Below are 26,502 nucleotides of genomic sequence, written 5' to 3' on the forward strand. Positions count from 1 at the left end.
GCGGTGAAAAATCACCGCACTTTGGCTAATCATTAATGGCGAGCAGCACGACTGCCATGACAATGCTTGTATTTTTTACCCGAACCACAAGGACAAGGCTCATTGCGTCCAATGCGACGATCTGAATAATCTTCAGAATCTGAATTTTGGATTGCCTGACCATTTTCATCCACAGGTAAATGATTTTGATTGATACGAGCAGCCATCTCCTGACGAGCACGTTCAGCTTCTTCCATTTCTTCTTGAGTACGTACACGTACACGCGTTAAAGTCGTAATAACGTGATGTTTTAAAGAATCCAACATTTCCGTAAACATACGGAAAGATTCTTTTTTATACTCTTGTTTTGGATCTTTTTGCGCATAACCGCGTAAATGAATACCTTGGCGTAAATAATCCATCGCAGCTAAGTGCTCTTTCCAAAGCTCATCTAAGGTTTGTAACATGACGCCTTTTTCAAAGTTGCGCATAGTTTCTTCACCAGCCAGCGCTTCTTTTCCTTTATATTCTTTTTCAGCGACTTCTACGATGCGTTCACGCAAGTTTTCTTCGTGCAGATTATTATCTTCTTCCAGCCAATGAGAAATTGGTAATTCCATACCAAACTCTTGAGCCAAACGTTCTTCAAGCCCTTTAATATCCCATTGTTCTTCCAAAGATTGCGGTGGAATATATTGATCAATCACACTATTAAATACATCGTGGCGAATGGCGTTGATAGTTTCAGAAATATCATCATTATCAAGCAAATAATTGCGTTGCTCATAAATTGCATGACGTTGGTCATTTGCCACGTCATCATATTCAAGTAGGTTTTTACGACCATCGAAGTGGAAAGCCTCAACTTTTGCTTGGGCAGATGCGATAACTTTCGCCAACATTTTCGATTCCATTGCCTCACCAGGCACGGTGAACGCTTTACGCATTAAATTGAGTTTACCTTCATTCAAATAAATGCGCATTAAGCCATCTTCCAAAGAAAGATAGAAACGAGAAGAGCCAGGGTCACCTTGACGGCCAGAACGACCACGCAACTGGTTATCGATACGGCGAGATTCATGACGCTCTGTACCGATAATATGCAAACCACCGGCTTTCATTACAATCTCGTGGTTCTTTTCCCACTCAGCTTTAAGCGCTTCAATTTGTTCTTGAGTTGGATTTTCTAATTTAGCAGCCTGCGCTTTCCAATTACCACCAAGGATAATATCTGTACCGCGACCCGCCATATTCGTTGCGATAGTCACCGCACTGGGATAACCAGCTTCTGCCACGATTTCTGCTTCTTGTTGGTGGAATTTCGCATTCAATACATTATGTTTGATGCCCGCTTTATCTAAAGCCTTAGATAATTCTTCTGATTTTTCTACTGAAATCGTCCCCACTAACACTGGTTGCTGGCGTTCTACACAATCTTTGATGTCTTCAATAATTGCATTAAATTTATATTGTTCATTTTCAAACATCACATCGGTACGATCATCACGGATCATTGGACGGTTTGTTGGAATCACAACGGTTTCCAAACCGTAAATTTGTTGGAACTCAAACGCTTCGGTATCCGCAGTCCCCGTCATACCCGCAAGACGCTCATATAAACGGAAGTAGTTTTGGTAAGAGATTGACGCAACAGTTTGGTTTTCACTCTTAATTTCAACCCCTTCTTTTGCCTCAATGGCTTGGTGTAAACCATCTGACCAACGACGCCCTGCCATCGTACGACCCGTGTGTTCATCAACAATCACGATTTCACCATCTTTCACAATGTAATCGACATCTTTTTCAAACAATGTGTGCGCACGCAAGGCAGCCATAACATGGTGAAGCAATACAATTCGACCAGGAGAATACAAAGAATCACCTTCTGGCATTAAACCTTGCGCAATCAACCAATCTTCCACTTTTTCTTGGCCACGTTCAGTTAAGTGCGCCTGTTTAGATTTAAGATCTAAAGTAAAATCACCTTCACCTTGGTATTCTTCTGTATCTTCTTTTTCTTGCTTAATTAAGTTTGGAATCAGTTTATTTACCGCAATATAAAGTGCAGAACTGTCTTCCGCTTGACCAGAAATAATCAATGGTGTACGCGCTTCATCGATTAAGATAGAGTCCACTTCATCCACCAACGCATAGCCTAAAGTACGTTGGAAACGCTCTTCTTTTGAGTGAGCTAAGTTGTCACGTAAGTAATCAAAACCAAGTTCACTATTGGTTGCATAAGTAATATCTGCTGAATAAGCGGCACGTTTTTCTTCAGGCGGTAAACCAGGAATATTTACGCCTACACTCATGCCCAAAAATTCAAATAACGGACGGTTGGTTTCTGCATCTCGGCGAGCAAGATAATCATTCACCGTAACAACATGAACGCCTTTACCTTCAAGTGCGATTAAATAACAAGGCAAAGTCGCAGTTAATGTTTTACCTTCACCAGTGCGCATTTCTGCGATACAGCGGTTAGTCAATACCATCCCACCAATAAGCTGAACATCAAAATGTCTCATACCAAGCACGCGCTTACTTGCTTCACGTACCGTTGCAAATGCTTCTGGTAAAATTTGTTGCAAAGTTTCACCCGCACTTAAACGTTGACGGAATTCATCTGTTTTTGCACGAAGTTGTTCATCTGTGAGGGATTCAAACTCAGGTTCTAATTTATTGATTTTTGCAACTTGTTTTCTTAATTTACGTAAAATACGGTCGTTACGGCTGCCAAAAATTTTCGTTAAAATGCTCATAATTTCTCTTTTTAAATATATAAGTTAAATAGTTAAATGCGTATGAAATACTTTCTTTCATGCACAATAATTTTTTTAAAATATCGCTATTTCAATAGCAATATTCTTCACAGAAAACAGAAAATTAAATAAGCAAGGGACCAGCTCGAATTGGCGCACTAATGTTCAACACTTCAGCAAAAAAGTGCGGTTGAATTTTAGGTTGTTTTTCAGTTTGACGGAAAATTGAAGGTTGAGGAATGGCTTGTCGTTGCACTGCACGTGCTACTTTTACCGTTTCCAACGCTTGTTGAATGGAAACACTCGAGGAATAATTTTCCGCATTATTTTGATTTTCAAAACTTTGTGCGTTAGGCAAAGCAAAAATCGCGATAATACTTAAAAGTAATCGCGACCAAAAATTCGGTTTGACAGTGCCTGAAATCATCGTCTCGTTGTTTATTATGAAAATTGCGTGTATTGTAGCGGAAATCTAAACTAATGTCATTTACTGAGGGCAGACTTTATGGAAAACAAGGCTGAGCGTTATCAAAAAGCAGTCAATATTATGGATGTGCTTGAGCAATCCCCCTTTGCCAAAATAATGAAAAAAGGTCTTGCCATGAATGAACTTAATCAAAAATTTAACCGCATTTTTCCACAGGAATTTCACGGCAAATTTCGTATTGGTAATATGATAGATAACTCAATTTTTATTGAAACAGCAAATGCGATCGTTCGTCAAGGAATTTTATTCAGACAGACAGAATTGTTGAAACTCATTCAAGAAGAATTTCCGCAGGTAAAACGACTTGAGATAACAATAAACCCTGGTTTTTAAAAGCTAAGAATAGGAGAAAATGGAGATTTAATATCAATCAGACTTTTTTAACAATGCTTTCTCTATTTTTTTCTCTTCGCGTCTCTTCTGAAAAAATGCGCTTAATTTCTGACTACACTCTTCTGCCAATACACCAGATGTAATCTCCAGAGTATGATTCATTTTATAATCATCAAAAAAATGGAAACGTGATCCAACCGCACCAGTTTTATAATCAGAAGCGCCGAACACAAGGCGTTTAATTCGGCTATGCAAAATTGCCCCAGCACACATTGTGCAAGGCTCTAATGTCACATAAAGCGTGGTATTCAGTAGGCGATAATTTTGAATATTTTTCGCGCCATTACGCAAGGCGATAATTTCAGCATGTGCGGTAGGATCACTTTGAACAATGGAGAGATTCCAACCTTCGCCAATAATATTCCCACTCTCATCCACCAAAACCGCCCCCACAGGAATCTCACCTAACGCTTCTGCTTTATCCGCAAGAGTAAGGGCATAGCGCATCATTTTCTCGTCAAATTCTGATCGCACTTTTGTTGCATCCATTAGACGGAAAAAGGATATTTAATCGGTTCATGAGATTGATAGCCAATGACGTTGAAATCATCCATCGTGACCCAAGTTTCTAAATCTTCAAGGCTTTTTATATCTGGATTGATTTCTAATTTTGGCAATGGGAAAGGCTCGCGTTTAAGTTGCACATCACGCATTAACTCAAGCTGATCTTCATAAATATGTGCATTCACAATTTTATGATATGCCTTGCCTGCTTTTTTGCCCGTAATCTGAGCCATAAGCGCCAAGAACGTAAACACTTGGATTTGATTGAAATTCAATCCAAGCGGAACATCACAAGAACGTTGATAACTAGTAAGATGTAAAGTATTGCCCACAAGAGAAAAAGTATGCGTGTGCATACAAGGACGAAGACAACCAAGATCAAATTCCCCTGGATTAAAGAAGGTTAAAATTTCCCCTCTATCATCAATGCCCTTTGTCAAATTATTAACAATTTTGCGTAGCTGATCGATGGTTTCACCATTAGGCTTACGCCATGCTCTGCCCTGCACACCATATACGCGCCCCATATCGTCAATACCTCTACGGTGCGAATTGGCAAGCCATGCGGCATTTTCATTCGCATTGGCATCCCAAGTTTTAGTACCAAGTGCGCGGAAATCAGCGGCATTGTCATATCCACGAATATAACCTAAAAATTCAGCAATGGCCGCTTTCCAATAACTTTTACGTGTAGTAATCAGCGGAAATTGATTGTTCGCCACATCATATTCTAAATCAGCATTAATAACGGTGAGACAGCGCTTACCTGTACGCTCATTGGCAACCCATTCACCTTCATTAACAATGCGACGACAAAGATCAAGATATTGCTTCATAAAAAATCTCCTATTTTATTACCGCACTTTTGCGTGAATAAGCCCAAGCCATAATTAAAGCGCCACCAATAATCATTGGTAAACACAGCGCTTGTCCTCTTGTAATGACGCCAAAGAAATTTTCAACTTCAGGTTCACGCACATATTCCACAATAAAACGGAAGACGCCATAACCAATTAAGAATAAGCCTGCAACAGAGCCCATTGGACGTGGCTTTTTAATAAAAATATTCAGAATCGTAAACAACACTACGCCTTCTAAAAAGGCTTCATAAAGTTGTGATGGATGGCGTGGAAGTAATAGCGGATCATTCGGGAAAATCATTGCCCAAGGCACATCCGTTTCGCGTCCCCATAGCTCAAGGTTAATGAAATTACCAATTCTACCTAAACCTAAACCAAACGGAATCAAAGGCGCAACAAAATCAGCCGTTTGCCAAAAATTACGTTTTTGTGAATAAGACGTCCAAATCATGGCAACAATGACGCCTATTAAGCCGCCATGGAAAGACATCCCACCTTCCCAAACACGGAATAAATAAAGCGGCTCTTGTAAGAAACGATCTAAATTATAAAAAAATACATCGCCAACACGTCCGCCAATAAATACGCCCATAAAACCGTTGAAAAGTAAGGTATCAACTTGATCCACTGTCCAACCGCTATTTGGGCGATTAGCACGACGAACCGCAAGCCAGCGTGCAAAAATAAAACCTAAAAGGTACATCAAACCATACCAACGTAAGCCGATATTGCTATCACCAAGAGTAAAAATAGTTGGATCAAAATGAGGCAGAAGCAAGTAATTTGAATTCATAATTTTCTCTATCTAATAAACATATCAACAGCAATGGTAATTAATAAAAGGGCAAATCCTTTCTTTAAAGTTGGCACTGGTAGTTTTGAGGTGGCTGTCGCACCAAGTTTTGACGTGAAAAACGATGTAGCAGTAATACATAACACTGCAGGGAAATAAATGTAACCTAAAGAATATTCCGGCATTGCAGCATTGCCCCAGCCACTTAACATAAAACTGAACATTCCAGAAGTTCCGAGTAACATGCCACAGAAAGCCGAGGAACCAATAGCCTTTTTCATATCGATGCCGCGAGAATTTAAAAACGGCACAATAAATCCGCCACCACCGATACCTGCAGCACTAGATGCCATACCAATTAGAATGCCTCCGATAATAGACGATTGAGTCGTTAAAGGTTTAACTGTTTTATTTGTCTTAGGTTTAATAGATAAGACCATTTTAACTGCGAGATAAACCACTAAACAGGCAAATAATTTACTAGAAATATCGCGATCAAGTTTTCCGATAAAGAAACCACAAATAAATACGCTAACCATGATGCTTGGAGCAAGGATCTTCACCGCACTCCACACAATATTACCTAACTTATGATGTCGTTGAGCCGAAGAAAAGCCAGTAATAACAATCGTTGCGAAAGAGGTTCCAAGTGCGGTAGACATTAACAAAGGTTCTGGCACGCCTACCATTGGTAGTAAGTACACCAACACAGGAACAATCATTAATCCACCGCCGATACCAAAAAGCCCCGCAAAAAAGCCAGCCACAGCCCCCACAAGCAAACAAAGTAAAATAAAGCTAAGCATTATGAATTCCTTGTTTTATTAAAAGAACGTTTTGGAAATTTTGAACCATTATATTTTTTAGGATGAGTATAAGATTTTTGCTCCAATTCTCGCGCAGGTTGATATACAGGAGGATTTACTGAGAACAACACACTCGAAAACTCTTTCATTGCTTTGCGATACACTTCTTTTTTGAACGATACGACCTGACGAACAGGATACCAAAAACTAACCCAACGCCATCCATCAAATTCTGGCGATTTGGTTGTTTGCATATTGATATTTTTTTCATCGCCAACAAGCTGCAACAAAAACCAGCGTTGTTTTTGCCCTATACACATCGGTTTGCTGTCATAACGCAACAAACGTTTTGGTAATTTATAACGCAACCAATGCTTAGATACATATAAAATGCGCACATCTTTAGGCTGTAGACCAACTTCTTCGTACAGTTCACGATACATCGCTTGCTCGGCACTTTCATTATCATTAATGCCACCTTGCGGAAACTGCCACGAATTTTGCCCACAGCGCTTCGCCCAAAGCACTTGCCCGTTGCGATTACAAATCACAATACCCACATTTGGACGGTAGCCATCAAAATCGATCACTATCGTTTTACCTTAAATTTTTCATATAAAAATAGTCTGCAGATTGTTTCATAAATCAGTGTTTTTATCAACCAAAGGGCTGATTACGCAATAAAATACACAGATTGTGGATAACATTGTGAATAACGGATTTCTAATTGTGAATTGATCACGTAAAAATAGGAAAGGATCCTTATCTCATCAAACTTAAAAATAAATTGAGTTATTTTCGATCTAAAGATCTAAAGAAAAAATAAACCGCACTTTTTACATACAAAAATAGAAGAAAGTGCGGTAAAAAAATACAATTTTTGAAGGGACTCCATTCACAAACGATTTTTTAGCTATCTCTTTGAGTTATTCAATATTTCTGTGGATAAAATTGTGGTTGAGAAAATCCATAATGTTGTATAACTCAAACAAACCTTTCTAAGATAATTTCAAGATAAAATTTATTCATTTAAATTCAAGTATTTAACAGAAAAACATAACAACATTTGTAATACACAGAAGTCTCTAAATTTTAATGTCTAATTTTTAAACAAATTATCTTAGGCTAGCAAAATAACGTTCCCAATCAAAATATTGACCGGGATCGATCTTACGCCCTGGAGAAATATCACAATGCCCAACAATCCGCTCTTTCGTAATTTTAGGATAACTTTTCATGATTAGGTTAGTGAGTTCTTGCAATGCCAAATACTGCTCATTAGTAAAAGGTTGTTCATTACTACCTTCTAACTCAATTCCAATGGCAAAATCATTACATTTTTCTCGCCCTTGAAAGCAAGATAATCCAGCATGCCAAGCCCTTTGGTTAAAATTAACATATTGCGTGATTCGCCCATCTCGTTCAATCAAACAATGGGCAGAAACACGCATTTGATGAATTTCTTCAAAATAAGGATGAATCTTAGGATCTAATTTTCCTTGAAAAAAATCATCCACATATCCTCCACCAAATTGTTCTGGCGGTAAGCTAATGTAATGGATCACCAGAAGTGAAATATCTTGTAAATCTGGACGTTCATCAAAATGAGGAGATGGAATTTGTCGACAATTAGTCAGCAATCCTTTCTCAATATCTTTTATTTTTCGCATACATTTTTCCTATTTTTGCGATCAGGATCGCAGAAAAAGTGCGGTCTGTTTTACAAAACAATTTTCCCTTTTCACAATATTTCAGCCAATAAAGGCTTAACAAAAGGAAAATAAATGAAACTAACTACACAAACTACCTTGAAAAAAGGTTTTACCTTAATTGAATTGATGATAGTCATCGCCATCATCGCGATTTTAGCCACTATCGCTATTCCTTCTTATCAAAATTATACCAAAAAAGCTGCGGTATCCGAATTACTGCAAGCTTCCGCACCTTATAAGTCAGATGTGGAATTATGCGTTTATAGCACAGGTAAACCTTCCAGTTGCTCAGGAGGAAGCAATGGAATCGCGGCTGATATTACAACAGCAAAAGGCTATGTAAAATCAGTGACAACAAGCAACGGTGCAATAACAGTAGCGGGTAATGGTACATTAGATGGAATGAGTTACACGCTCACGGCTGAAGGCGATAGTGCAAAAGGCGTTACATGGAAAACCACCTGTGGCACAACGAATGCCGATATTTTCCCTGCTGGATTCTGTTCAAAATGATCGACTTAACTAGTGCGAAACCTCGTGTAAAAGCACAAAATGGCGAGATATTTACGATCTCGCCAGATTTATGGGTACGTAATCAGCAACAACAGTCACTGCTCTTACGTTATTTTGCTTTACCACTCAAAGAAGAAAATAATCGTCTTTGGCTAGGTGTCGATTCCCTTTCTAATCTTTCCGCCTGTGAAACTATTGCTTTTATAACTGGCAAGCTTGTTGAGCCAGTTTTATTAGAAAGCACTCAACTTAAAAAACTATTACAACAACTTGCCCCTAATCAACTTCAAGTGGAAGAGCAAGTTAAATATTACCAACATCAAGAACAGTCCTATCTTGAACAACAAGATGATGAGCCCGTCATTCGCTTGCTTAATCAAATTTTTGAATCTGCTCTACAAAACAATGCCTCAGATATTCATTTGGAGACCTTATCGGATCATTTCCAAGTGCGGTTTAGAATTGACGGTGTTTTACAAGCTCAACCTCCACTTAGTAAAAATTTGGCTAATCGAATTATTTCTCGCCTAAAACTGCTCGCTAAATTAGATATCAGTGAAACTCGCCTTCCACAAGATGGACGATTTCAATTTAAAACTACGTTTTCCGATATTCTTGATTTCCGTCTTTCAACGTTACCAACTCATTGGGGAGAGAAAGTTGTCCTGAGAGCACAGCAAAATAAACCAGTAGAACTCAGCTTTTCTGAACTAGGCATGACTGAAAACCAACAGAAAGAATTTCAACGCGCGCTTAGCCAACCACAAGGATTAATTTTAGTAACCGGCCCAACAGGAAGTGGGAAAAGTATCTCACTTTACACTGCACTTCAGTGGCTGAATACACCAGATAAACATATTATGACCGCCGAGGATCCCATTGAAATTGAGCTGGATGGCATTATTCAAAGCCAAATTAATCTACAGATTGGATTAGATTTTAGCCGTCTATTGCGCGCTTTTTTACGCCAAGATCCAGACATTATTATGCTAGGTGAAATTCGCGATGAAGAAAGTGCAATGATGGCACTACGTGCCGCCCAAACGGGGCATTTGGTGCTTTCAACTTTACATACCAATGATGCAATATCTGCCATTTCCCGCTTACAACAACTCGGTATTCAGCAACATGAAATTGAAAACAGTTTACTACTCGTCATTGCACAGCGTCTTGTACGAAAAATCTGTCCAAAGTGCGGTGGAAATTTAATAAATTCTTGTGATTGCCATCAAGGTTATCGAGGTCGAATCGGCGTGTATCAATTTCTACATTGGCAGCAGAATGGCTATCAAACCGATTTTAAAAATTTACGTGAGAGTGGTTTAGAAAAAGTTAGCCAAGGTATAACAGATGAGAAAGAAATTGAACGTGTGTTAGGTAAAAACTCATGACTAAAAAACTCTTTTATTATCAAGGTAGTAACGCATTAAATCAGAAACAAAAAGGCTCAATTATTGCGGATACGAAACAACAAGCACACTTTCAATTAATAAGCCGCGGGCTTACTCACATCAAATTACAACAAAACTGGCAATTTGGGGCAAAGCCCAAAAATTCAGAAATCAGTGAATTACTCAATCAATTAGCGACATTGCTACAGTCCGCAATTCCGTTAAAAAACAGTCTGCAAATTTTGCAACAAAATTGCACTCAAATTATGCTCAATGAATGGCTTGAGCGACTGCTTCAATCCATTGAATCTGGTTTAGCATTCTCACAAGCCATTGAACAACAAGGGAAATATCTCACTCAACAAGAAATTCAACTGATTCAAGTGGGACAAATGACGGGCAAACTTTCCGTTGTTTGTAAAAAAATAGCCACGCATCGTAGCCAATCTTTAGCATTACAACGCAAATTACAGAAAATTATGCTGTACCCTTCAATGGTGTTGGGAATTTCTCTATTATTGACACTCGCATTACTGCTTTTTATCGTGCCTCAATTTGCTGAAATGTACAGTGGCAACAATGCCGAATTACCAAAAATAACCGCAATATTGCTCTCTATATCCAATTTTCTTAAGCAAAATATTGGCATTTTGCTATTTTTCGCTTTTAGTTTTTTTCTATTTTATTACTTCTATCTAAAACGCCAGACTTGGTTTCATCAACAGAAAAATAAACTTATTTCTATCACGCCTATTTTTGGCACAATTCAAAAGCTTTCACGTTTAGTGAACTTTAGTCAAAGTTTACAAATTATGTTGCAGGCTGGCGTACCGCTTAATCAAGCACTAGACAGTTTTCTCCCTCGCACACAAACGTGGCAAACTAAGAAAACGCTTGTAAATGACATCGTATTAGATAAAGAAGTGCGGTCAATTTTACAATGGGTTTCTCAAGGCTATGCGTTTTCTCATAGTGTAAGTAGCGATCTTTTCCCGATGGAAGCACAACAAATGCTCCAAATTGGCGAGCAAAGCGGAAAACTCACTTTGATGCTAGAGCACATCGCGGATAATTACCAAGAAAAACTTAATCATCAAATTGACTTACTCTCACAAATGCTAGAACCATTAATGATGGTGATAATTGGCAGTCTGATTGGGATTATTATGATGGGAATGTATTTACCTATCTTTAATATGGGCTCTGTTATTCAATGATTTACTTCGCAATGTTTTTATTAGGCGGCATCTTAGGGATCGCATTGTGGTTCTACCTATCTGGTTTTATTACGCGTTTGCAGCAAGAGGTTTATGCGACTTACGTTGAATTATTCCCACAAAACCGTTCTCCATTTCAACCGCACTTTGCCTCTATTCAACAAAAGAAGTGCGGTCATATTTTGAGGTATTTTTTAGGTATTGGAGTAGGATTTATATTTTTACAAATTGCCTTCAGGAACTCTACTTTCACTATATGGCTAGGGATCACACTTCTTATCCTTTGGGCAATCAGTTATCTTGATTGGCACTATCAACTTATTTCTACTACACCCTGTTTATGGTTACTTACAATGGGTTTATTTGGCGCAGACAATAACTTTTCATTGCTTACGTTATCTGAAAGCATAAAAAGTGCGGCAAGTTTTTTTATTGTTTTCTATGCAATCTATTCGATTGCAAAATTCTATTACGGAAAAGAAGCCTTTGGACGGGGAGATTATTGGCTAGCAATGGCATTAGGAAGTTTTATTCATTTAGAAACTTTACCGCACTTTTTATTATTAGCCTCAGTTCTTGGAATATGTTTTTCGCTTATTCATAGGAAGAAAAAAGAATTTTTACCTTTTGCCCCTTTTATGAACTTATCGGCTATCATCATTTATTTCGTCAAATATTACGGATATTAAAAAGGGGGAAAACATAATATTTTCCCCTTATTCTTCATAGAAGTGCGGTTGCTTTTACGAACGTTTCATCACTTCAAAAAACTCTTCGTTAGTTTTCGCCATCATGAGCTTATCAATCAAGAATTCCATTGCATCCACTTCATCCATTGGATTAAGAATCTTACGAAGAATCCACATTTTTTGTAATTCATCAGATGTTGTGAGTAAGTCTTCTTTACGAGTACCAGAGCGTTTAAAGTCAATGGCTGGGAATACGCGTCTTTCTGCAATTTTACGAGAAAGATGTAATTCCATATTACCTGTACCTTTAAATTCTTCGAAAATAACTTCATCCATTTTCGAACCGGTATCAACTAGCGCAGTCGCAATAATAGTTAAACTACCACCTTCTTCCACGTTACGCGCAGCACCAAAGAAACGTTTTGGACGATGCAACGCATTAGCATCCACACCACCAGATAAAATTTTACCTGAAGCTGGGGTTACCGTATTGTAAGCACGTGCTAAACGAGTAATAGAGTCAAGCAAAATCACCACATCTTTTTTATGCTCTACTGAACGTTTCGCTTTTTCGATTACCATTTCTGCCACTTGAACGTGACGAGTTGCAGGCTCATCAAAAGTAGACGCAATCACTTCGCCTTTTACGGAACGTTGCATTTCTGTCACTTCTTCTGGACGTTCATCAATCAATAATACGATAAGCTCTACATCAGGATAATTATGTGTGATACTTTGCGCAATATTTTGCAGCAACATGGTTTTACCTGCTTTTGGCGGAGCAACAATCAAACCACGTTGACCTTTACCAATTGGTGATGCTAAATCCAAAATACGTGCGGTTAAATCTTCTGTTGAGCCATTGCCTCGCTCCATTCTTAAACGAGAGTTAGCATGTAATGGCGTTAAGTTTTCAAATAAGATTTTGCTACGAGAAACTTCAGGTTTGTCATCATTAACTTGATCAACTTTTAAAAGTGCAAAATAGCGTTCGCCTTCTTTTGGTGGTCGGATTTTACCTTCGATTTTATCACCAGTTTGAAGATTAAAACGACGAATTTGACTTGGGGAAACATAGATATCATCAGGACCTGCAAGGTAGGAACTGTCAGCAGAACGAAGGAAACCAAAACCATCCGGTAAGATTTCTAACACGCCGCCGCCGAAAATATCTTCACCGCTTTTGGCGTGCTGTTTTAAAATTGCGAAGACAATATCTTGTTTACGTAAACGAGCTAAATTCTCCAAGCCCATTTGTTCTTCGCCAAGTTTCACAAGATCAGAAACAGGGGTATTTTTAAGTTCAGTTAAATGCATAATGAATAAATATTGGAATTAATAAGAATTGGTGATTCGAATGGTGAGCTAATGCTCTTTGAATGGCGCGTAAATTACCACTAAAACCCTGTACTGTCTAGCGTTTCTTTATATTTAATCTAAAAAATTACCGCACTTTTCTTTCTCTTTTTAACATAGAAGTTTAGCCGTCTAGATTGTTATTTATTTGATTTTTCATTAGAATACGGACAATTTGTAAGGTTATCAATAAGCACTAAGGTAAATTATGGCGGATTGGGACGGAAAATATATCAGCCCTTATGCAGAACATGGCAAAAAAAGCGAGCAAGTAAAAAAAATCACTGTGTCTATTCCAATCAAAGTATTGGAAATTTTGACGAATGAACGCACTCGCCGCCAATTAAAAAGTTTACGTCATGCAACTAACAGTGAATTACTTTGCGAAGCATTTTTGCATGCTTTCACCGGTCAACCTTTGCCCACCGATGCAGATTTAATGAAAGAGCGTAATGATGAAATTCCCGAAGATGCCAAAGTACTTATGCGTGAATTAGGTGTCGATCCAGAAAGTTGGGAATATTAACCGCACTTTTCATTTATCCTTTTAATCCATTCAAAATTGAACATTCAGGGCAATCATTGCCCTGACAATTATCATGCCAACGCTGCAATTCTTGTACCATTTTTTGTAACTGTTCTATTTGTTGATTTAATGTCGCAATATGTTGAGCTGTTAGCGCTTTCACTTCGCGGCTGCTACGCTTAGGATTATCTTGTAGTTCTAATAATTGTGCGATTTGATGTAGCGAAAATCCCACATCGCGGGAGTGTCGAATAAAATTCAACCTTTCTAAATCACTTTCTCCATAATTTCTATAGCCTGACAAACTGCGCACAGCGGGTTTAATTAAACCCATTTTTTCATAATCACGGATTTGTTTCGTAGATAAACCTACTAATTTTGCGGCTTCACTAATATTCATAAAAAATTCCTTGACCTTAACCTTACGTAAAGGTTTATAGTGTAGCCATCAATAAAACAACTCACAAGGAGTAAAAATGAAAACCATCACATTAAACATAGAAGGCATGCATTGCGGCGGTTGCGTAAAAAGCGTTACTCGAGTTTTAACTGAATTAGATGGCGTACAGTCTGCTGATGTGCAATTAGAAGGTAAAGCAAATATTACTTTTGATGAAAATAGAGTCAATGTTGCACAGTTGATTGAGGTAATTGAAGATGCCGGATTTGACGCCACAGAGTAAAAAAATTTCGATTCAGATTGGTGGGATGACCTGCCAATCTTGTACCAATCGTATTCATCAATAGAACCACTAACAAGGAGTAAAAATGAAAACTATCACATTAAACATAGAAGGCATACATTGCGGCTGTTGCGTAAAAAGCGTTACTCAAGTTTTAACTGAATTAGATGGCGTACAATCTGCTGATGTCCAACTAGAAGGGAAAGCAAATATTACTTTTGATGAAAATCGAGTCAATGTTGCCAAGTTGATTGAGGTAATTGAAGATGCCGGATTTGACGCCACAGAGTAAAAAAATTTCGATTCAGATTGGTGGGATGACCTGCCAATCTTGTGCTAATCGTATTGAAAAAGTTTTAAATAAAAAACCATTTGTGCAACAAGCTGGGGTGAATTTTGCCGCTGAAGAAGCTCAAGTTGTATTTGACTCTACGCAAGTAAACGAAACTCAAATTATAGAGATTATCCATAAAACAGGTTTCTCTGCTCATATCAAACAAGCCAATGAATTGCCAATAGAAGAAAAAAATACATTAATCCCTTGGCGATTAATCGTTCTTTGGATAATCAATATTCCATTTCTGATTGGTATGCTTGGTATGATGAGTGGATCTCATCACTTGATGTTGCCCCCGATTTGGCAATTTGCATTAGCGAGCATTGTGCAACTTTGGTTAGCCATTCCATTTTATCGCGGAGCAATCGGTAGTATTCGTGGTGGACTTGCCAATATGGATGTCCTTGTCAGTACAGGAACGCTCACCATTTATCTTTATTCTGCTTTCATGTTGTTTTACCACGCCAATCATGCAATGGGACATGTGTACTTTGAAGCTTCTGTTATGGTGATTGGTTTTGTCAGTCTTGGAAAATTTCTTGAAGATCGCACTAAAAAGCATAGCCTAAATAGCTTAAGCATGCTTTTGCAACTGACACCGAAAAAAGTCACTGCTCTACGTAATGACAAATGGACTGAAATTACTCTTGACCAAGTAAATATCGGCGAAATCATTCGTGCAAATCAAGGCGAGCGTATTGCGGCAGACGGCATAATTGAAAGTGGAAATGGATGGTGTGATGAAAGTCATTTAACGGGTGAGTCTCGCCCAGAAGAAAAACAGTCAGGTGGAAAAGTATTAGCGGGGGCAATGGTAACAGAAGGTTCTATTATCTATCGGGCAAATCAACTTGGTAGCCAAACCTTACTTGGCGATATGATGAATGCATTATCAGATGCGCAGGGCTCAAAAGCACCCATTGCACGATTTGCTGACAAAGTTGCATCAGTATTTGTGCCTGCTGTATTAGTGATTTCACTTGTTACTTTTGCGTTCACTTATATTCTAACTAATGATAGTGTGTCTTCACTTATTCACGCAGTAGCCGTACTTGTGATTGCTTGCCCTTGTGCCTTGGGATTAGCTACACCAGCAGCCATCATGGTTGGTTTGGGTAAAGCGGTCAATGCTGGCGTATGGTTTAAAGATGCAGCAGCAATGGAGGAAACCGCCCACGTGGATACCGTTGTACTTGATAAAACTGGCACACTAACAAAAGGCGAGCTTGAGATTTCGGCACTATGGCAACCACAAAGTGCGGTGTATTCTGAAGACGATTTGTATCGTTTTGCAGCTGCAGTTGAACGACAAGCTAACCACCCAATTGCAAAAGCTATTGCGCAAGCAGCAGAACAAAAAATGTTAGACATTCCAACCGCACTTTTTTCAAAGATGGAAGTCGGTCAAGGCATTCAAGCCGAATTAGAACAAGTGGGAACAATAAAAGTCGGTAAACCAGATTATTGCGGTTTAATCTTGCCTAAAAATTTAGAGGATATCTGGCAAATTGCGAGCATTGTCGCGGTATCTATAAATGATGAACCTATTGGCGCATTTGCACTAACGGATACCTTAAAAAACGATAGTTTGCACGCTATTCAACGCTTACAACAGCAAAATATTGATGTAGTAATTATGAGTGGCGATCAACAATCTGTCGTGGATTACATAGCAAAACAACTCGGCATTAACAAAGCCTTTGGTGGACTCAGCCCTAGAGATAAGGCAGAACAAATTCAAAAGCTGAAAGCTCTAGGTCATGTTGTAGCAATGGTAGGTGATGGAATAAATGATGCGCCTGCTTTAGCCGCTGCAAACGTCAGTTTTGCGATGAAATCAGGTTCAGATATTGCTGAACAAACGGCTTCTGCAACACTTATGCAACATTCGGTGAATCAACTTGTAGATGCGCTTTTTATTGCAAGGGCAACCTTGAAAAATATCAAACAAAATCTATTCTTTGCTTTGATTTACAATATTCTCGGCATACCCCTTTCCGCTTTAGGTTTTCTAAATCCAGTGATTGCAGGCGCCGCGATGGCGATGAGTTCAATTTCCGTATTGATGAACGCCTTAAGATTGAAAAAAGTGCGGATCTAATTTCATTTATTTTTATAGGCAATCGGTGTCGTGCTCGCACCGATTTTTTGTCGCTGAAAATTACCGCACTTTTTATAAAAAAATTTTAACTTGATCACAATTTTAGAATTTGCTCTTTGAGATTCTCTATTTATCGGCATAACATAATACTCAAATTTTGTTAGGGCATATTTTGCTCTGCAAATTGACAAATTTAAGTAATTTATGCTTTGGAGCAAACTATGAAACCAACAGAAAAACTCAAATGGAACAAATTTGATGCAACATGGATGTTAAACCTTTTCGGTACGGCGGTTGGCGCTGGCGTCTTATTCCTACCGATTAACGCAGGGATGGGCGGATTTTGGCCGTTAGTTTTAATGGCAATTATCGTCGGACCAATGACCTATTTTGCTCACCGTGGTTTAGCCTATTTTGTACTTTCATCAAAAAATCCTGGCAGAGATATTACTGAAGTAGTTGAAGAACACTTTGGTAAAACAGCCGGTAAACTTATCACCCTACTTTATTTCTTTGCTATTTTCCCTATTCTTTTAATTTACGGGAATGGTATTACTAACACTGTCGATTCTTTCATTGTGAATCAACTTGGCATGGCGTCACCAAACCGAGCAATTCTCTCTTTTGTATTAATTACAGTATTGATTTCCGTCATGCTATTTAATGAAAAAGTGATGTTAAAAATCACAGAATGGCTTGTTTACCCATTAGTATTAATTTTATTCGCACTTTCTATTTACTTAATTCCGGAATGGAATGGTGCGATGTTACATGAATTCCCAACAGCAGGCGGTTTCGTCACAACATTGTGGCTTACTATTCCTGTATTGGTATTCTCATTTAACCATTCACCAGCAATTTCATCTTTCACTTGCTCACAATTCCGTGAATACAAAACTTTCGATGGTGCAGAACGCCATATCGGCCATACAGAAAAAGGCACCTCAACGATTTTGTTATTCTTCGTAATGTTCTTCGTATTTAGCTGTGTATTAACACTAACACCTGAAGAATTAGTGGCAGCAAAAGCACAAAATATCAGTATTTTGTCTTTCTTAGCGAATAAATTTGATAATCCATATATCTCTTATTTTGGCCCGCTTGTTGCATTCTTAGCGATTACTAGCTCATTCTTTGGTCACTATATGGGCGCACGTGAAGGCTTAGAAGGCTTATATTTGAAAATGAAAGGCGAATCTGTAAATCGTAAAAAACTCAATTACGCGACTGCACTTTTCTTCCTATTAACGTTATGGGGCGTTGCGATTATTAATCCAAGTATCTTAGGCTTAATCGAATCTCTTGGCGGCCCAATCATTGCGATGATTTTGTTTATCATGCCAATGTACGCGATTCGCAAAATCCCAGCGATGAAACGCTACAGCGGACGTTTCAGCAATGTTTTTGTAACGATTATGGGATTAATCGCTATCTCTGCGGTTGTTTATGGATTATTATAAGCGCCCTTTAAAGTTTAGCGAATTTTGAGAAATTTATGATTAGCGTATTTGATATGTTTAAAGTGGGAATTGGGCCATCCAGTTCCCATACTGTCGGTCCGATGAAGGCTGGCAAACAATTTATAGATGACTTAATTGCACGAAATCAGTTTGAACAAACAGCTGAAATTCATGTGGATGTGTATGGTTCCCTTTCGATGACAGGGAGAGGCCACAGTACGGATATCGCTATCATTATGGGGTTAGCGGGTTATTTACCACATAATGTGGATATCGATATGATTTCAGGTTTCATCGAGAAAGTGAAACAAACTGCGCTTTTACCAATTAATGTTGGTCAAAAGACAGTAAAATTTGATTTTGAAAATAATCTCATTTTCCACCGCACTTTTTTAAAATTGCACGAAAATGGCATGACAATTACCGCTCTTGATGAAAATCGCACAGAGCTTTATCGCCAAACCTATTATTCGATCGGTGGTGGTTTTATTGTCGATGAAGCCCATTTTGGTCAAGAAGAAAAAAACACAGTCCAAGTGCCTTATCCTTACAAAAATGCAGAAGATATTTTAAAACATTGCAGTGATAACGGCTTAATGCTTTCCACTGTGATGTTGGAAAATGAAATCGCCTTGCATGGTAAAGAAGCAGTCAGCGCTCATCTAGAGAACGTCTGGAAGACGATGCAAGCTTGTATCGAACATGGTATTCATACTGAAGGGATTTTACCTGGGCCATTACGAGTGCCACGTCGTGCAGCTTCTCTTTATCGTATGTTGCAAGCAAATACTAATTTATCCAACGATCCAATGCGTGTGATCGACTGGGTCAATATGTTTGCGCTTGCAGTCAATGAAGAAAATGCAGCAGGTGGACGCGTAGTCACAGCTCCAACTAATGGTGCATGTGGGATTATTCCAGCTGTATTAGCTTACTATGAGAAGTTCATCTCACCATTAACACCTGAAATCATTGAACGCTATTTATTAGCAGCAGGGATGATTGGTTCACTTTATAAAATGAATGCTTCGATTTCTGGCGCAGAAGTGGGTTGCCAAGGTGAAGTGGGTGTAGCCTGTTCAATGGCTGCTGCGGGACTAGCTGAAATTTTGGGTGGTAATCCACTGCAAGTATGTATCGCAGCTGAGATTGCAATGGAGCATAACTTAGGATTAACTTGCGACCCTGTCGGCGGTCAAGTTCAAGTACCTTGTATCGAACGCAATGCGATTGCTTCAGTTAAAGCAATCAATGCATCACGTATGGCTTTACGCCGCACCACTAATCCAAGAGTAACCTTGGATAAAGTGATTGAAACAATGTATGAAACAGGTAAAGATATGAATGCCAAATATCGCGAAACATCTCAAGGTGGACTAGCAGTTAAGATTGTTTGTACTTAAATACAAAAATCTCAATTCAATTTATCGTATATAAAGCTAAAGCCTTGATAATCAAGGCTTTAGTTTTTCTATCAAAAACGATGGTAATTATAATGATACCCGACACTTGGCACTACAGGAATAACAGGTAGCGAACTTCTCACTCGAGCTCTAACCTTATTATCACTCGCATTCAATTTTAAGTTAGTATCAACTTGACTTGCAACTCTATCTTTCTGTGCCTGAGTAACCGTATTACCACTTGTTACACGAGCATTATACTCTTGCACAGCCTTCATATCATAAACACCACCAGTTTGTTCTGGCTGAGATGAACATGCCGCTAAACCTAAAATTGCACAACTAACAAAAACTATTTTTCTCATTTAGTCCATCCTATTTACAAATTACGTCAGTTAATACTGCTCTTCCTTCGGAAACATGATTAACTGCTTTTTCTTTTAATGTCTTATTTTCTTGTAACTGAATGCGTTTAGACAAGTTTTTGTCTGTAATTGAGTAAACAGGAACATAACTTACATTCAAAGGATCCTTTCTACTATAAATTGTCGCTCCAGTTACTCCACCGTAATATTCACTTCTATTACTTGGGGAAAGATAATTGTGAGTTGAATTTGTGTAATCCACACCTCTTTTAATTTTAAAGCCTCGGCAAATTCCTGCTGGAGATTCATAAATACTCTCTGATGAGCTCATTTCATTAATTTTATAAACCTTCAATTCAATACTTTGAGCAAGATGTCGAACATCATTATCAGAGACATCTGAACTAAAGGATTTTTTATCTGTTTCATCAACATAAGTCACTGAATTAGATTTACCTTCAGCAATTGACAAGCGTGGTATAAACAAGCTAACCAGCATGCAACAGAATAAAGAAAAAGAAATATAATTTTTATAATTCATTCCAAATTTGCCTTAACATTTTTTAAAGTGATATTTCCCACATAAAATACTAACTACAACTTGTCAGTTAATAACATTGCCTTACTATACCTAAAAGGGGGATAAACTACTAGGCTATTTTTCAGGCGTAATACTTTTTGATTTTTCTTCGTTTTGAGCTTCTAAAGCATCACGCGCAGCGCGAATACTTTTTTCAATTAGTGGAACACGCTCATCATCTTTCGGCATTAAGCGTAGCATCATCGCCCAAGTCACTGCCGCCATTTTATAATCTTCCGTTTCAAAATAACGGAATGCGAGCAGACTTAACGCCTCAACATTAGTGTGATCTTGACGAATCACTTCACGCAATAAATCACCACCTTTAAGTTTATCAGTCGCGTCTTCAGAGAACATCAATACACGAGCATAGCCTAATTTATATTGCACATTATCTGGTTCAAGTTTGTTAGCCTTTTGATAGCTATCAAATGCCAAACGTGCATCACCTAAATTCATCCCAATTTGACCGAGCATCCACCATTTTTTTGCATCTGTTGGATTTTTCTGTAAATCAATTCGAAGTGCGGTAGAAAATTGCTGCATTTCTGCATCAGAAAATGGATTTTTATCTTCATCTTTCATTCGATCAAAGAAATAGGGCAATTTCGCATAAGTTTGCGCTAACATCGATTCAGCTTGCCAAGAGCCCACCATAAAATAAGAAGAGCCCGCGATAATTCCTAGCGCCAACACACCAGACACAAACCACACTTTTCCATAAGATTTGCCTGAAGAATCCACATTCTCTTGAACCTTGCTCGGCACATCATCAAGCAAGGTTTTCTGTAACTCTTGTTTGAGTTGCTCAACATTTTCAACTAAACCTTGGGAATTATCTTGCTCAATTTCTTCCAAGCGCGAGAAATATAACGCCTTATTTAAATCATCACGTTTTTGCTCATGTTTCGCTTTGAATTGACGCAATAAAGGATAAAAACAAATTAACGCCACAACTAAAGTGGTTAATATAAAAATTAATGCAAAATTCATCTATTTATCCTTGTTTAATAATTCTGCCAAACGCGCATTATCTTCATCAGTTAAAACATCTTGGGATTTCACCGCACTTTGAGCTTTTGGTTTACGTCTTAATAAAAATACCACGCCTAACAACACAAGCAATAATGGCGCGATCCATAGCACTAATGTACTCGCTGTCATGGGGGGATCATAGGTTACAAAATTGCCGTAGCGTGCCACCATATAATCCACTACGTCATTTTTCGATTTGCCTTCTTGTAAAAGCTCAAATACTTTGCCACGCATATCCACGGCGATAGTCGCATTGGAATCCGCAATATTGTTATTTTGACATTGAGGGCAACGCAAAGATTGTGTTAATTGGTGGTAATCACTCTCTTGCTGTGGAGAAGTAAAATTGAGCGCATCAATGGCTGAAAAGGCCTCTGAGCTAAACAAAAGTGCGGTCAAAAATAGCCATGTTTTTTTCATTATTGTTGCTCCGAAAGTTTGTCATAAATTGGTTTTAAAGTCTGAATCCAAACTTTCTCGTTTACATCACCGGCATAGCGATAATGAATCACGCCTTTTCCATCTACAATGAAAGTTTCTGGCGCACCATATACCCCTAAATCCAAACCGAAAGAACCTTTTTCATCTTTTAAAACAACTTTATAAGGATTGCCAAGATCTTTTAACCACTTCATTGCTTTAGCTGATTCATCTTTATAATCTAAACCGATAATTCTCACACCATCTTTGGCAAGTTTGTTTAAATATTGATGTTCGGCATAACAAGTCGGACACCAAGTAGCCCACACATTAAGCAAAACTGGCTTACCTTGTTGAAACAATTCAGTCGTGTAAGCTTTATTTTCAAAAAGCTCCGTTAAATTTTTTGCCGGCACAGGCTTTCCAACCAAAGCAGACTCTAATGCTTTAATATCTTCACCTTGCGCATTACGTTTTAATTGCACTAAAAATGCAATTGTTATCGATAAAAAGAGAATAAGAGGAACGAGTAATTTTTTTTTCATTTTTTACCGCACTTTAAATATAAAAACCAACGTTGGCTTTCCTGAAAGCCCGTATTATTCACACAAGCTAATTAAAAGTTAAGGCACACCTTAATCAAGGTGCGCCGTCATATTATTTTTTCAATAAAGCGTTAAATCGATAGCGTCGATCGAACATACACAATAATCCACCTAACGCCATAAACAAGCCACCAATCCAAATCCAGCGAATAAACGGCTTGTAATATAAGCGTAACGCCCAAGAATTATCCTCAAGTTTTTCACCGAGAGCCACATAAAGGTCACGAGTTAAACCACCAGCAATAGCGGCTTCCGTCATAGACATACGACTTACTGTGTAAAAACGTTTTTCCGCGAATAAACTTACCTCTGGTTGCCCATCTTTCGAAATATCAATTTGCGCTTTTCCACCAACATAATTTGGACCATTCGCATCCGTCACTCCGGCGAATTTAAAATCGTAACGACCAATTTGTGCGCTTTCGCCAACTTTCATTCGAACATCACGTTCTACGCTGAAGTTTTGGCTAAATGCGATACCCCAAACAGTCATTGCTACGCCTAAGTGAGCTAACATCATTCCCCAATGAGAACGAGATAGTTTTCGTACGCCCACAAAGAATGATTCACGATGTGTCGCACGTTGTTGCAATTCATAAAGCGCAAGTAACGCGATAATCACGGTCATCATTGAACCAAGTACCGAACTCACGGTAATTTTATCTTGCAAGAAATAAGGTAACGCAAAACCTGCAATCACCATAACAAATACGCTGATAACAACAGGCGTGCGAATTGCAGAAAATTGGTCTCTACGCCATTTCACCAAAGGTCCAATACCAAGCAATAATGCAAATGGTGTCATAATAATTAAGAACATTTGATCAAAGAATGGCGCACCAATAGAAATAGAACCTAAACCAAGTTGTTTGTGAACGAGTGGTAACAACGTTCCTAAGAATACAACGCAAAGTGCGGTCATTAAGAAGATATTATTTAATAACAACATACTTTCGCGTGAATAGCGTTCTGCATTATCACGAGAGCGAATTTGACTGCCTTTATACGCATAGAGCGCAAGCGAACCACCAATCACCACAACGAGGTAAGCCAAAATATACAAACCACGAGTTGGATCCGATGCAAATGCGTGAACTGAAACTAAGATGCCAGAACGAACTAAGAACGTGCCGAGCAGACAAAGTGAAAAGGCTAAAATCGCAAGTAATACCGTCCAAGCTTTGAAAGAACCACGTTTTTCTGTCACAGAAAGAGAGTGAATTAATGCAGTACCAGCAAGCCACGGCATAAACGATGAGTTTTCTACTGGATCCCAGAACCACCAGCCCCCCCAGCCAAGCTCATAATAAGCCCACCAAGAACCGAGTACGATACCTAAAGTTAAAAACACCCAAGCAGCAAGCGTCCAAGGACGCGACCAACGCGCCCAAGCTGAATCTAATTTTCCAGTCATCAAGGATGCAATCGCAAACGCAAATGCCACCGAAAAACCAACATAGCCCATATAAAGTAATGGCGGATGGAAAATCAACCCTACATCTTGCAACATTGGATTAAGTTCTTTTCCATCCACTGGGAAATCAGGGAAAGTACGCGTAAAAGGATTTGAGGTAAACAAGACGAACAACACAAAACCTACGCTAATAATCCCCATAATACCAAGCACGCGAGCAACCGCTTCTTGAGGTAAATGTTTACTCAATAAAGCAACGGCAGATGACCAAACAGCGAGTAACCAAATCCACAGCAATAAAGAACCTTCGTGAGAACCCCAGACTGCAGATAAACGATAATAAATAGGTAAAGCCGTATTAGAGTTATTCACCACATACTGCACACTAAAATCATTTACTGCAAATAAATAAAATAATGCAGCAAAAGCGATGCTTAAACTTGCAAATAAACCATAAGTCATTGGGCGAGCTAATGCCATTAATTGTGCATTGCCCTTTTCTGCCCCCCATAAAGGGAAAATCGCCAACATAAGCGATACGGCTAAACTTAAAGCCAGCGCATAATTTCCTAATTCAGCAATCATTTTGCGCCTTCTTTTTCTTGACGATCACGCGTGCTTTCGCCTTTTAAATCTGCCTCACCAATCCCCATTGGTTTATGCACTTTTTGCATTTTTTCACCTAATTCTGGTGGCACATAATTTTCATCGTGTTTAGCCAATACTTCTGTCGCGGTTAAAACAGTTGGCTGAGTTAATACCCCTTGAGCCACAATACCTTGTCCTTCACGGAAAAGATCTGGCAAAATACCTTCATATTCAACAGTGATCGCAGGGCCAATATCATTTAAATCGAACCGTACTTTTAAGCTTTTTGGATCACGCACTACCGTGCCTTCAACCACCATACCGCCAACACGAATACGCTGCCCCACTTCAGGTTTTTGATTCGGGTTATTATCCTTGCCTTGAATCACTTCAGATGGCGTATAAAACAAGTCGATATTTTGACGTAACGCATACAGCATCAATCCACTTGCAATAGCAATGCCAAGCACAACAAAAATGACTAATTTAAATCTGGATTTACGTCTTGGATTCATAGTGTGTTCCCTTTATTTACTTGTTGTAAACGTTCTTCGCGTTGTTGTTCACGCAATACATTTTGTAACACTGTCTTGCGTTGTTTTACACTTTGAACAATTAAGGCAATAACTGCCACTAAACTTACTGCATAGGATAACCATACGTAAAAACCGTAGCCACCCATATTAAAAAAATCACTCCAAGTCTGGAAAAACATAAAATATTCCTTATAAAAAATCGCTAAAAAACTAACCGCACTTTATTTCAGTGTTTGAGCCAATGCTTTAACCCAAGGACGTTTCGCATCTTCTTTCAATAATTCCACGCGATAACGCACTAAAGTAAGCCAAATATACAAGGTTAAAAAACCGAAGATACACAAAATTAATGGAACCAACATTGGAATTGCAATGGATGGTTTTTCCAGTTTCGTGATACTCGCACCTTGATGTAGCGTGTTCCACCATTCCACAGAAAAATGAATTATCGGTAAAATCACGACCGTTGTAATGCATAAAATCCCCGCCGCTTTTGCTCCTACGTTACGATCTGAAAAAGCAGAATAAAGCGCTAAAATCCCAAGATAAAGAAAGAATAAAATCAATTCTGCAGTTAAGCGAGCATCCCACACCCACCAAGTGCCCCACATTGGTTTACCCCAAATTGCGCCTGTAACAAGCGATAAGAAAGTAAACAATGCACCAATTGGCGCCATTCCAATCATTGCGAGGTGGGCTTGCTTAATTTGCCATACAAGGGCAACCACAGCAGCAATCGCCATTGAACCGTACACACCCATTGACCAAATCGCTGTCGGCACATGCACATACATAATTCGGAAACTATTACCTTGTTGGTAATCTGCCGGTGCGAACACTAACCCCCATACAATGCCAACACCGAGTAAAATAAGCGTTAAAAATGCAAATAACGGACTCAATTTACCGCAAATACGATATTGAGTTTCTGGTTTTGCATAAGGATGTAGCCACTTCCACATAAAAAATCCTTAAAAATTAAAGAGAAAA

The 26,502-nt window shown here is 38.6% G+C and carries 30 protein-coding genes; 11 read left to right on the forward strand and 19 right to left on the reverse strand.

Annotated features, from left to right (window positions below; genetic code table 11):
- Positions 1-32 precede the first annotated feature (32 nt).
- Positions 33-2,738, reverse strand: coding sequence for a preprotein translocase subunit SecA (gene secA / locus AC6H22_RS05875; protein WP_118817159.1), 2,706 nt, complete (start codon positions 2,736-2,738; stop codon positions 33-35).
- Between the two features lie 124 nt (positions 2,739-2,862).
- The gene (gene secM / locus AC6H22_RS05880; protein WP_118817160.1) at positions 2,863-3,165 is read right to left on the reverse strand and encodes a secA translation cis-regulator SecM; all 303 of its coding nucleotides are present in this window, start codon (positions 3,163-3,165) and stop codon (positions 2,863-2,865) included.
- Between the two features lie 78 nt (positions 3,166-3,243).
- On the opposite strand from secM, the gene AC6H22_RS05885 reads away from it, so the two are divergent.
- The gene (locus AC6H22_RS05885) at positions 3,244-3,558 is read left to right on the forward strand and encodes a DUF721 domain-containing protein (RefSeq protein ID WP_005627477.1); all 315 of its coding nucleotides are present in this window, start codon (positions 3,244-3,246) and stop codon (positions 3,556-3,558) included.
- A gap of 33 nt (positions 3,559-3,591) precedes the next feature.
- Here AC6H22_RS05885 and tadA read toward each other — a convergent pair whose 3' ends face one another.
- The 6 genes from tadA to ampD all read right to left on the reverse strand — a co-directional run bounded on the left by tadA (position 3,592) and on the right by ampD (position 8,251).
- Positions 3,592-4,107 (reverse strand): tRNA adenosine(34) deaminase TadA, encoded by a 516-nt coding sequence (tadA, locus tag AC6H22_RS05890; RefSeq protein WP_005627475.1) that lies wholly within the window; start codon positions 4,105-4,107, stop codon positions 3,592-3,594.
- On the reverse strand, positions 4,107-4,958 hold the full coding sequence (locus tag AC6H22_RS05895; protein WP_005627473.1) for a thymidylate synthase: 852 nt from the start codon (positions 4,956-4,958) through the stop codon (positions 4,107-4,109). The genes tadA and AC6H22_RS05895 overlap by 1 nt, the downstream gene beginning before the upstream one ends.
- Before the next feature lie 10 nt (positions 4,959-4,968).
- Positions 4,969-5,775 carry a prolipoprotein diacylglyceryl transferase gene (gene lgt, locus AC6H22_RS05900; RefSeq protein ID WP_005627471.1) on the reverse strand — a complete coding sequence of 269 codons (807 nt, stop codon included), beginning with the start codon at positions 5,773-5,775 and terminating at the stop codon, positions 4,969-4,971.
- Positions 5,776-5,783: 8 nt separating this feature from the next.
- Complete coding sequence (locus AC6H22_RS05905; protein WP_005627469.1) at positions 5,784-6,581, reverse strand: sulfite exporter TauE/SafE family protein; 798 nt, start codon at positions 6,579-6,581, stop codon at positions 5,784-5,786.
- Complete coding sequence (rppH, locus tag AC6H22_RS05910; RefSeq protein ID WP_497515501.1) at positions 6,581-7,171, reverse strand: RNA pyrophosphohydrolase; 591 nt, start codon at positions 7,169-7,171, stop codon at positions 6,581-6,583. The genes AC6H22_RS05905 and rppH overlap by 1 nt, the downstream gene beginning before the upstream one ends.
- Before the next feature lie 525 nt (positions 7,172-7,696).
- Positions 7,697-8,251, reverse strand: coding sequence for a 1,6-anhydro-N-acetylmuramyl-L-alanine amidase AmpD (gene ampD / locus AC6H22_RS05915; RefSeq protein ID WP_497515503.1), 555 nt, complete (start codon positions 8,249-8,251; stop codon positions 7,697-7,699).
- A gap of 114 nt (positions 8,252-8,365) precedes the next feature.
- On the opposite strand from ampD, the gene ppdD reads away from it, so the two are divergent.
- From ppdD to AC6H22_RS05935, 4 genes are read left to right on the forward strand one after another with little or no spacing between them, the layout of a single operon-like run.
- Positions 8,366-8,806 carry a prepilin peptidase-dependent pilin gene (gene ppdD / locus AC6H22_RS05920; protein ID WP_106013961.1) on the forward strand — a complete coding sequence of 147 codons (441 nt, stop codon included), beginning with the start codon at positions 8,366-8,368 and terminating at the stop codon, positions 8,804-8,806.
- A complete protein-coding gene (locus AC6H22_RS05925; protein ID WP_497515505.1) occupies positions 8,803-10,197 on the forward strand; it encodes a GspE/PulE family protein in 1,395 nt (464 codons plus the stop codon). Before ppdD ends, AC6H22_RS05925 begins: the two co-directional genes overlap by 4 nt.
- The gene (locus AC6H22_RS05930; RefSeq protein WP_497515506.1) at positions 10,194-11,414 is read left to right on the forward strand and encodes a type II secretion system F family protein; all 1,221 of its coding nucleotides are present in this window, start codon (positions 10,194-10,196) and stop codon (positions 11,412-11,414) included. Before AC6H22_RS05925 ends, AC6H22_RS05930 begins: the two co-directional genes overlap by 4 nt.
- Positions 11,411-12,103, forward strand: a complete 693-nt coding sequence (locus AC6H22_RS05935; RefSeq protein ID WP_497515507.1) for a prepilin peptidase — start codon at positions 11,411-11,413, stop codon at positions 12,101-12,103. Before AC6H22_RS05930 ends, AC6H22_RS05935 begins: the two co-directional genes overlap by 4 nt.
- 54 nt (positions 12,104-12,157) lie before the next feature.
- Here the strand turns inward: AC6H22_RS05935 and rho are convergent, their stop codons facing one another.
- On the reverse strand, positions 12,158-13,420 hold the full coding sequence (rho, locus tag AC6H22_RS05940; protein ID WP_005629550.1) for a transcription termination factor Rho: 1,263 nt from the start codon (positions 13,418-13,420) through the stop codon (positions 12,158-12,160).
- 247 nt (positions 13,421-13,667) lie between these two features.
- Between rho and metJ the strand changes: the two genes are divergently transcribed.
- A complete protein-coding gene (metJ, locus tag AC6H22_RS05945; RefSeq protein WP_005634287.1) occupies positions 13,668-13,985 on the forward strand; it encodes a met regulon transcriptional regulator MetJ in 318 nt (105 codons plus the stop codon).
- A gap of 13 nt (positions 13,986-13,998) precedes the next feature.
- On the opposite strand, the gene cueR is transcribed toward metJ, so the two are convergent.
- Positions 13,999-14,385, reverse strand: coding sequence for a Cu(I)-responsive transcriptional regulator (gene cueR / locus AC6H22_RS05950; protein WP_497515509.1), 387 nt, complete (start codon positions 14,383-14,385; stop codon positions 13,999-14,001).
- A 76-nt stretch (positions 14,386-14,461) separates the two neighbouring features.
- Here cueR and AC6H22_RS05955 point away from each other — a divergent pair, with 76 nt between their 5' ends.
- The 5 genes from AC6H22_RS05955 (at position 14,462) to AC6H22_RS05975 (ending at position 19,969) form a co-directional block, all read left to right on the forward strand.
- A complete protein-coding gene (locus AC6H22_RS05955; protein ID WP_005634291.1) occupies positions 14,462-14,668 on the forward strand; it encodes a heavy-metal-associated domain-containing protein in 207 nt (68 codons plus the stop codon).
- 85 nt (positions 14,669-14,753) lie between these two features.
- The gene (locus AC6H22_RS05960) at positions 14,754-14,960 is read left to right on the forward strand and encodes a heavy-metal-associated domain-containing protein (RefSeq protein WP_118817163.1); all 207 of its coding nucleotides are present in this window, start codon (positions 14,754-14,756) and stop codon (positions 14,958-14,960) included.
- On the forward strand, positions 14,935-17,106 hold the full coding sequence (locus tag AC6H22_RS05965; RefSeq protein ID WP_118817164.1) for a heavy metal translocating P-type ATPase: 2,172 nt from the start codon (positions 14,935-14,937) through the stop codon (positions 17,104-17,106). The genes AC6H22_RS05960 and AC6H22_RS05965 overlap by 26 nt, the downstream gene beginning before the upstream one ends.
- Positions 17,107-17,327: 221 nt before the next feature.
- Complete coding sequence (locus AC6H22_RS05970) at positions 17,328-18,566, forward strand: HAAAP family serine/threonine permease (RefSeq protein WP_118817165.1); 1,239 nt, start codon at positions 17,328-17,330, stop codon at positions 18,564-18,566.
- Positions 18,567-18,601: 35 nt separating this feature from the next.
- Positions 18,602-19,969, forward strand: a complete 1,368-nt coding sequence (locus AC6H22_RS05975; RefSeq protein ID WP_118817166.1) for an L-serine ammonia-lyase — start codon at positions 18,602-18,604, stop codon at positions 19,967-19,969.
- Between the two features lie 71 nt (positions 19,970-20,040).
- Here AC6H22_RS05975 and AC6H22_RS05980 read toward each other — a convergent pair whose 3' ends face one another.
- The 9 genes from AC6H22_RS05980 to AC6H22_RS06020 all read right to left on the reverse strand — a co-directional run bounded on the left by AC6H22_RS05980 (position 20,041) and on the right by AC6H22_RS06020 (position 26,474).
- Positions 20,041-20,334 carry a hypothetical protein gene (locus AC6H22_RS05980; protein ID WP_118817167.1) on the reverse strand — a complete coding sequence of 98 codons (294 nt, stop codon included), beginning with the start codon at positions 20,332-20,334 and terminating at the stop codon, positions 20,041-20,043.
- Positions 20,335-20,344: 10 nt separating this feature from the next.
- Entirely contained in the window at positions 20,345-20,875 is a 531-nt protein-coding gene (locus tag AC6H22_RS05985) for a DUF8095 domain-containing protein (protein WP_118817168.1), read from the reverse strand.
- Between the two features lie 114 nt (positions 20,876-20,989).
- A complete protein-coding gene (ccmI, locus tag AC6H22_RS05990) occupies positions 20,990-21,907 on the reverse strand; it encodes a c-type cytochrome biogenesis protein CcmI (RefSeq protein ID WP_118817169.1) in 918 nt (305 codons plus the stop codon).
- Positions 21,908-22,369, reverse strand: coding sequence for a cytochrome c-type biogenesis protein (locus AC6H22_RS05995; RefSeq protein WP_118817170.1), 462 nt, complete (start codon positions 22,367-22,369; stop codon positions 21,908-21,910).
- Positions 22,369-22,914 carry a DsbE family thiol:disulfide interchange protein gene (locus AC6H22_RS06000; protein ID WP_118817171.1) on the reverse strand — a complete coding sequence of 182 codons (546 nt, stop codon included), beginning with the start codon at positions 22,912-22,914 and terminating at the stop codon, positions 22,369-22,371. The genes AC6H22_RS05995 and AC6H22_RS06000 overlap by 1 nt, the downstream gene beginning before the upstream one ends.
- Positions 22,915-23,026: 112 nt before the next feature.
- Positions 23,027-24,973, reverse strand: a complete 1,947-nt coding sequence (locus tag AC6H22_RS06005) for a heme lyase CcmF/NrfE family subunit (RefSeq protein ID WP_118817172.1) — start codon at positions 24,971-24,973, stop codon at positions 23,027-23,029.
- Positions 24,970-25,491 carry a cytochrome c maturation protein CcmE gene (ccmE, locus tag AC6H22_RS06010; RefSeq protein WP_118817173.1) on the reverse strand — a complete coding sequence of 174 codons (522 nt, stop codon included), beginning with the start codon at positions 25,489-25,491 and terminating at the stop codon, positions 24,970-24,972. The genes AC6H22_RS06005 and ccmE overlap by 4 nt, the downstream gene beginning before the upstream one ends.
- A complete protein-coding gene (gene ccmD / locus AC6H22_RS06015; RefSeq protein WP_046952747.1) occupies positions 25,488-25,691 on the reverse strand; it encodes a heme exporter protein CcmD in 204 nt (67 codons plus the stop codon). The genes ccmE and ccmD overlap by 4 nt, the downstream gene beginning before the upstream one ends.
- A gap of 42 nt (positions 25,692-25,733) precedes the next feature.
- Entirely contained in the window at positions 25,734-26,474 is a 741-nt protein-coding gene (locus tag AC6H22_RS06020) for a heme ABC transporter permease (protein ID WP_497515512.1), read from the reverse strand.
- Between the last annotated feature and the right edge of the window lie 28 nt (positions 26,475-26,502).

Source organism: Haemophilus sp. THUN1690, from assembly GCF_059704375.1.